This is a genomic window from Mesorhizobium sp. IMUNJ 23232, from assembly GCF_044326205.1.
Taxonomy (GTDB): domain Bacteria; phylum Pseudomonadota; class Alphaproteobacteria; order Rhizobiales; family Rhizobiaceae; genus Kumtagia.
Genome location: NZ_JBIRCY010000016.1, coordinates 117,585 through 124,055 on the forward strand (window position 1 = coordinate 117,585; position 6,471 = coordinate 124,055).

The following is a 6,471-nucleotide window of genomic DNA, read 5'->3' on the forward strand; positions in this document are numbered from 1 at the left end:
GGAAAGCAATGGAGATGGACCGGAGCGCGCTTGTGCAGCGCAGCAGGCACAGTGTCACGGCGATGTGTCGGCCCGATTACAGGCCTTGGAAATGCAGGCATTGCCGGCTTAGAGTGACACGTCCCTGTCATGGTGCCGTGCAACATCGTCAGACATGCGGTGCGGCTTCCGCAACCAACCGAGGTAACAGCGTGGATATCGCCGAAGTCCTGAAGCGCGCCTATGCGATGCCGCTCACCAACCCTTCCTACCCGCCCGGTCCCTACCGCTTCTTCAATCGGGAATATGTGATCGTCACCTACCGGACGACGCGCGAGGCGCTGGAGGCGGTGGTGCCGGCACCGCTCGAAATCGACGAGCCGCTGGTGAAATACGAGTTCATCCGCATGCCGGACTCCACCGGCTTTGGCGACTACACCGAGACCGGCCAGGTCATCCCCGTGCGCTTGAACGGCCAGCGCGGCGGCTACGTGCATTCCATGTATCTCGACGACGATTCGCCGATCGCCGGCGGCCGCGAACTCTGGGGTTTCCCGAAGAAGCTCGCCAATCCGAAGATCGTGCATGAGGGCGAGGTGGTGGTCGGCACCCTGCACTACGGCAGCGTGCTCTGTGCCACCGCCACGATGGGCTACAAGCACAAGGCGATCGAGCACGCGCCTCTGCTCAAGTCGCTGGCCGAGCCCAATTTCATGATCAAGATCATCCCGCATGTCGACGCCACGCCGCGCATCTGCGAACTGGTGCGCTATTACCTGACGGACCTGACGCTGAAGGAAGCCTGGACGGCGCCGGCCGCGCTCGACCTGCGCCCGCATGTCATGTGCGACGTGGCGCGCCTTCCGGTGCTGGAGGTTGTCTCGGCGGTCCACTTCACCGCCGACCTGACGCTCGGCCTCGGCGAGGTGGTCTACGATTATCTCGCCAAACACGACTGATCCCCCGCCGCCGGAACGCCAAAGTGCTCGAACGCAACAAGACCAGGGCGGCGCCCGCCACCGTCGAAGAAATCGCGTCGCTCTACGATCGCGTGGCGCTGGTGTTCCAAGGCGGCGGCGCGCTCGGCGCCTATCAGGCCGGCGTCTATCAGGCGCTGGCCGAGACCGGCTGCGAGCCGACCTGGCTGTCCGGTGTCTCCATCGGCGCGGTCAACGCCTCGATCGTCGCCGGCAATGAGCCGCGCCATCGGCTGAAGAAGCTGGAGCAGTTCTGGCAGACGATCTCCGGCCGAAAAATCTGGGCCTATACGCCGGAAGGCGATTTTTATCGCGACGTGCGCAACCGCACGAGCTCTTGGATGACCATGACGTTCGGCCAGCCGGGCTTCTTCAAGCCGCGCTTTCCCAATCCGTGGATGGAGCAGCCCGGTGCGGCGGGCGCGACCAGCTTCTACGATTCGGCGGAGCTCAAGGATACGCTGGAAAACGTCATCGACTTCGACGTGCTGAATGACGGCCGCAAGCGACTCAGCGTCGGCGCGGTCAATGTACGCACCGGCAACTTCGTCTATTTCGACACGCAGAACATGCGCATCGGCCCCGAGCACATCATGGCCAGCGGCGCGCTGCCGCCGGCCCTGCCGGCGGTGCGCATAGAGGGCGAATATTACTGGGACGGCGGCATCGTCTCCAACACGCCGCTGCAATATCTGCTCGACCAGGAGGAGGACCGCAGCTCGCTGGTGTTCCAGGTCGACCTGTTCAGCGCGCGCGGCAACCTGCCACGCAGCATGCCGGACGTGCTGTCGCGCCACAAGGACATCATGTATTCCAGCCGCACGCGCCAGAACACCGATACGTTTCGGCGCATCCATGCGTTCAAGATGCGGCTGCTCGACGCGCTGAAACGGGTGCCGCCGGAGCAACTGACGCCTGATGAGGTGGAACTGATCAAGGACTATTCCGACGCCGGCGTCGTCAACATCGTTCACCTGATCTACCAGCACAAGAATTACGAGGGCCACGCCAAGGACTACGAATTCTCCGGAACCTCGATGCGCGAGCATTGGGAGGCAGGGCTCGAGGACACGCAGCGCACCTTGCGCCATCGCGACTGGCTGCTGCCGCCGACCGACATCAAGGACGGCGTGGAAATCCACGATCTGCATCGCGAGGACCCGACCTGAGGCCGCCGAAAAGGCGGGCGGGTCTGGCTGGCCTTACCAATAGCCGCGGTATTTTCTGACAGCATGGATCGTCGCCAAGCCCGGATTCTTTTCCGTCTGGCCGTTAAACTGTTGAAATACTTCGCCTTTCGAGATCGGTTGGCTCGGCCGGGGCACCATCACGACGTATTCCTGCGCGGCGGTTCCAGCGCGTAGTAGGCCATCGCATTGGCATGCGCCAGAATCTCGTCGACCTCGCGGATGTTCTTGCGTTTCGGAGCATCGGGATCGAAGCGCGGCAATCTTCCGCCGGGCGGACGGCCGCGCCGGAGCGGCGAAAAACGCCGGAACCGGACCGGACCCGGCTTGCCTCTCGCTGCCGCCGCGTCGCGGGCCGCTTTGTCGCGTGCAAGGCCTGCGTCGTTGCGCGCCTTCCAGCGGGCGAAACGTTGTGCCTGGCCGGGAAGATCGTCGAGTGCCTGACCCAGCGCGTCCAGCCTGAGCGTCAGCTTCGCCGCATTCATCGGATCGTCGCGTGACGGCGGCGGCGGCAGGGGGATGCGTGGCGCATCGTCGTCGAGCGACCGGATGCGCGGCACGGCATGCGCCGGCACATAGTTGCGGCGGATGCGGAACGGATATTTCAGCGCATCGAGCAGCGACAGGTTTTGTCCGCGCGGGCGGGAAGCGCGAAGTTCGGCGGCTTTCCGCTCGGCTTCATAGCGGGCAAAGTCTGCCTTTGACAGATTAACGGCAAGGCCGAGGCGGCGCATGGCGGCCACTGTGTCGGATATCTTTAACTTGAGCTTTCGCGGGCGAAACGGCGGCAGGGTCACCACGATGCCTTGCGCCGCCGCGATGATCAGCCGCCGGGCGGCGGATTCGGCCGGGCGCAGCAGCAGAAGAATGGCGCGGTAGAGGTGGCGGGGAAGGCAAAGCGCCGGAGACGGTTTGTTCCGCCCCGCCCTTCCCGCCCGTCCCGGCCTTGGAGCGACGGCGGCTTCCCCGAGCACCAGCGACAGCGGCCTGCCGAAACCCATCTCGGCCATGCCGATAAGCATCAACAGGATATGCTTCAGCGCCTGCCGGTATCCCTCGATTGTCGTACTCGCGTCTCCAAACTCCACCGATGCCACCTCCAGACAAGGCCGGCATTCAATATGGAACATATAGGGAACATATGCAATGCCCCTAAGAAAATAATCCTTGGTGATGACGGGAAGCCGAAGCGGCCATTACTCTGTCAGCGCAACACATTGAAAAGGCTTGATTTTTCGAGAGGCAGCGGCCTGCTTCAGGGTTCTCCCGACCTGGGCGAACAGCCGGTCGAAAACAATGTCATGCTTGTAAAACCAAGCGAAAACAGTGAGTTGCTTGGAACCCGCGTGGATTTTGCAGAACAAGCATGACCACGGAGGCCGACGAGGACGACAAAGGGCGATGAGGACGGACAGCTAAGAACGATCGAAGCGTCGAGCGCGGCGGATTGGACCCGCCCCAAACCGCGCCGAGTTGACCGCCGCGCGCCCGGTCCTGTATCCACGCTTTGCCGATTGTTGCGGCGCAAAAGAAAGGGGACGGCCGGCAAGCATGCTCGAACGGGCGGACAGCTACGAGGCGCTCTACAAAAATTTCCGCTGGGCGATCCCGGAGCGGTTCAACATCGGCGTGGCAGTCTGCGACCGCTGGGCGGCGACGGAGCCGGAGCGCACCGCGCTGCTGGAGTACCGGGCGGAGGGCGCGCCGGTCCGCATGAGTTTCGGCGAACTGTCGCGCCAGTCGAACGCGCTGGCCAATGCTCTGAGAGGGCGGGGCATAGGCCGGGGCGACCGGGTGGCGCTCTTGCTGCCGCAGAGTTTCGAGACGGCGATCGCCCATGTCGCGATCTACAAGCTCGGCGCCATCGCCGTGCCGCTGGCGCTGCTGTTCGGCGTCGAGGCGCTGGAATACCGGCTGCAGACGGCGGGCGTGAAGGCGGTCGTCACCAACGCCAGGGGCGTCTTCAAGCTGAAGGGCATTCGCGGCCGCCTGCCGGGGCTGGAACTGGTGGTTTCCACCGATGGGGCGGAGGCCGGCGCGCTGGGTTTCCAGCAGGCGGTGGCTGACCATGAGCCGGTTTTCGAGGCCGTGGACACCACGCCCGACGATCCGTCGATGATGATTTTCACGTCCGGCACGACCGGGCCGCCGAAAGGGGCGCTGCACGGCCATCGGGTGCTGATCGGCCATCTGCCCGGCGTGCAGTTCCACCACGAATTCTTTCCGCAGCCGGGCGATCTTGCCTGGACGCCGGCCGACTGGGCCTGGGCCGGCGGGCTGCTCAACCTTTTGCTGCCGTCGCTTTATTTCGGCGTGCCGGTGGTGTTCGGGAAATTCGAAAAGTTCGATCCGGAGGCCGTACTCGGGCTGGTGGAAAAGATGGGCGTGCGCAACGCCTTTATCCCGCCGACGGCGCTCAGAATGCTGAAGTCGGTGGCCGGCATCCGCCGGCGTTTTGACCTGAAGCTGCGCACGGTGGGCTCGGCCGGCGAGGCGCTGGGCCGCGAGACCTACGAATGGGCGAAGGACGAGCTCTGCCTGACGGTCAACGAATTCTACGGCCAGACCGAATGCAACATCGTGCTGTCCTCCTGCGCCGAACTTGGCGTCAGCCGGGGCGGGGCGATCGGCAAACCGTCGCCCGGCCATGACGTGGCGATCATCGACGGCGAAGGCAAAAAGATGCCGGCGGGCGAGATCGGCCAGATCGCGGTGCGAAGGCCCGACCCGGTGATGTTTTTGGGCTACTGGCAGAACGAGACGGCGACGCGCCAGAAATTCATCGGCGACTGGATGACCACTGGCGACCAGGGCATTTGCGACGCTGACGGCTACGTTTCCTTTTTCGGGCGCGACGACGACGTGATTACGTCAGCCGGCTTCCGCATCGGCCCCGGCGAGATCGAGGACTGTTTGACCGGCCATCCGGCGATTGCTCTGGCCGCGGCCGTCGGCAAGCCCGACCCGCTGCGCACCGAGATCGTCAAGGCCTATGTGGTGCTGCGCGACGGGTTTTCGCCGAGCGACGAGCTGGCGGCGGAGATCAAGGGCTTTGTGCGCGAAAGACTGTCGGCGCATGAATATCCGCGCGAGGTGGCGTTTGTGGATTCGATGCCGCTGACCACGACTGGAAAAGTGATAAGGCGGATTTTCCGGGATCGGGCACGGCACGAGATCGAGGATTGAAGGGCGGAACGCGGCGAGACCGTCAGCCGCGCCGGGCTGCCTCGATCGCGGCGACGTCTATCTTCTTCATGTCCATCATGGCCGGACAGGGCCTCAATCCGGGGACGGTCCGCTTGAACGAGTATGGTTTTCGGGCTCAGGCGCTCCGCCTCCGAGTCAACAGGATCCGGACAATCTGGATCACGTTGAGCATGATGAAGAAGATGTTCCAGGCCACGACGTTCAGCATCGATACGGGCTGGCTGTAGAAATAGACCGCGAGACACGTGGCCGCCGTCACGGTGAGGATGCGCAGGCGCAACATGTCCATCGTGAAATAGGCGATCACGTAAAGGACGTTCGCCGCATTGATGAGAATGTCCATGAATTTGCTCGCTCCGGCATGAGGGGGAGGCGGCGCCCGGCGTGGCACGGCGGGCGCCGCCTTTTCAATCACCGCCGAATTCGGTCTTGAAGGTTTCGAAGTCGATCTGGAGGCCGTTCAGCACGGCGCTCCAGTGGCGGACGTATCCGGCGAGCGCCACCGCCTCGGCGATCTCCTCGCTGGACGCGCCGCGGTCCCTGGCCATCTTGCTCTCCAGCCAGATGCAGTAGCGGCAGGGAATCTGCGCCGCTACGGCCAGGTTGATCAGCGACTTGACCTTGGGTTCGAGGACGGTGGTGCCCTCGCCGAAGTCGAGGCCCTTGGTGAGCGCCCAGGCGCCGGCGACCCCGGCTTTCGGATAGGCCTTGAAGTGGGTCGGCACGCTGCCGATCGCCGCCTCGATTTCCTTGTAGGTCTGCTCCGCCGCCGGCAGTTCCTGCGCGCCTGCGAAGGACGCGGCGAGGGTGGTTGCGACGGTCATCGCCAGAATTGCAAAAGTCTTTCTCATGTTGGTCTCCTGTTTCCAGTCTTGGGATCGAAGGGGCAAAGCGTGGCCATGTCCGCGCGCCCCTTCACGCGCGGATACGGAAGCCGTCCGTTCCGAAGCGGGGTTCTGCCTTGGAGCGGGTCGGGTCGAGGTGGTGGTAGCGGCTGGCTAGTCGCGCCAGACGAGATCGAATCGCGTCAGGCCGATGTCGCCCAGTTCCCTGTCCGAGAACCGCTGGAGAAGCCGGGCATCGCGGCGCGCGCGGCGGCGTCGGGCCGAGCGGCCGTAGCC

Annotated in this window: 8 protein-coding genes; 4 read left to right on the forward strand and 4 right to left on the reverse strand. The window is 64.2% G+C overall.

All coding sequences use genetic code 11. The annotated features are described in order from the left end of the window. Positions 1 to 191 precede the first annotated feature (191 nt). Both ACH196_RS14490 and ACH196_RS14495 read left to right on the forward strand, forming a co-directional pair. Positions 192 to 938, forward strand: a complete 747-nt coding sequence (locus tag ACH196_RS14490; protein WP_396647608.1) for an acetoacetate decarboxylase — start codon at positions 192 to 194, stop codon at positions 936 to 938. A 23-nt stretch (positions 939 to 961) separates the two neighbouring features. Further along, positions 962 to 2,125: a patatin-like phospholipase family protein gene (locus ACH196_RS14495; protein WP_396647609.1), complete on the forward strand. Its 1,164-nt coding sequence runs from the start codon at positions 962 to 964 to the stop codon at positions 2,123 to 2,125. 158 nt (positions 2,126 to 2,283) lie between these two features. Here the strand turns inward: ACH196_RS14495 and ACH196_RS14500 are convergent, their stop codons facing one another. Continuing rightward, a complete protein-coding gene (locus ACH196_RS14500) occupies positions 2,284 to 3,231 on the reverse strand; it encodes a hypothetical protein (protein WP_396647610.1) in 948 nt (315 codons plus the stop codon). A gap of 33 nt (positions 3,232 to 3,264) precedes the next feature. Between ACH196_RS14500 and ACH196_RS14505 the strand changes: the two genes are divergently transcribed. Next, positions 3,265 to 3,513, forward strand: coding sequence for a hypothetical protein (locus tag ACH196_RS14505; protein ID WP_396647611.1), 249 nt, complete (start codon positions 3,265 to 3,267; stop codon positions 3,511 to 3,513). Positions 3,514 to 3,694: 181 nt separating this feature from the next. Continuing rightward, entirely contained in the window at positions 3,695 to 5,329 is a 1,635-nt protein-coding gene (locus tag ACH196_RS14510; RefSeq protein WP_396647612.1) for an AMP-binding protein, read from the forward strand. A gap of 136 nt (positions 5,330 to 5,465) precedes the next feature. On the opposite strand, the gene ACH196_RS14515 is transcribed toward ACH196_RS14510, so the two are convergent. The 3 genes from ACH196_RS14515 to ACH196_RS14525 form a co-directional block, all read right to left on the reverse strand. Beyond that, positions 5,466 to 5,693 carry a hypothetical protein gene (locus tag ACH196_RS14515; protein ID WP_396647613.1) on the reverse strand — a complete coding sequence of 76 codons (228 nt, stop codon included), beginning with the start codon at positions 5,691 to 5,693 and terminating at the stop codon, positions 5,466 to 5,468. A 64-nt stretch (positions 5,694 to 5,757) separates the two neighbouring features. After that, positions 5,758 to 6,201 (reverse strand): carboxymuconolactone decarboxylase family protein, encoded by a 444-nt coding sequence (locus tag ACH196_RS14520; RefSeq protein ID WP_396647614.1) that lies wholly within the window; start codon positions 6,199 to 6,201, stop codon positions 5,758 to 5,760. Positions 6,202 to 6,348: 147 nt separating this feature from the next. Next, positions 6,349 to 6,471 (reverse strand): DUF1127 domain-containing protein (locus ACH196_RS14525; RefSeq protein WP_396647620.1); only part of this gene is annotated, 123 nt, incomplete at its 5' end.

Excerpts from the sequence above, each read along its gene's own strand:
- ACH196_RS14505 (WP_396647611.1), top strand. The coding sequence starts at position 3,265 with ATGGAACATATAGGGAACATATGCAATGCCCCTAAGAAAATAATCCTT.
- ACH196_RS14520 (WP_396647614.1), bottom strand. The coding sequence starts at position 6,201 with ATGAGAAAGACTTTTGCAATTCTGGCGATGACCGTCGCAACCACCCTC.
- ACH196_RS14510 (WP_396647612.1), top strand. The coding sequence starts at position 3,695 with ATGCTCGAACGGGCGGACAGCTACGAGGCGCTCTACAAAAATTTCCGC.
- ACH196_RS14515 (WP_396647613.1), bottom strand. The coding sequence starts at position 5,693 with ATGGACATTCTCATCAATGCGGCGAACGTCCTTTACGTGATCGCCTAT.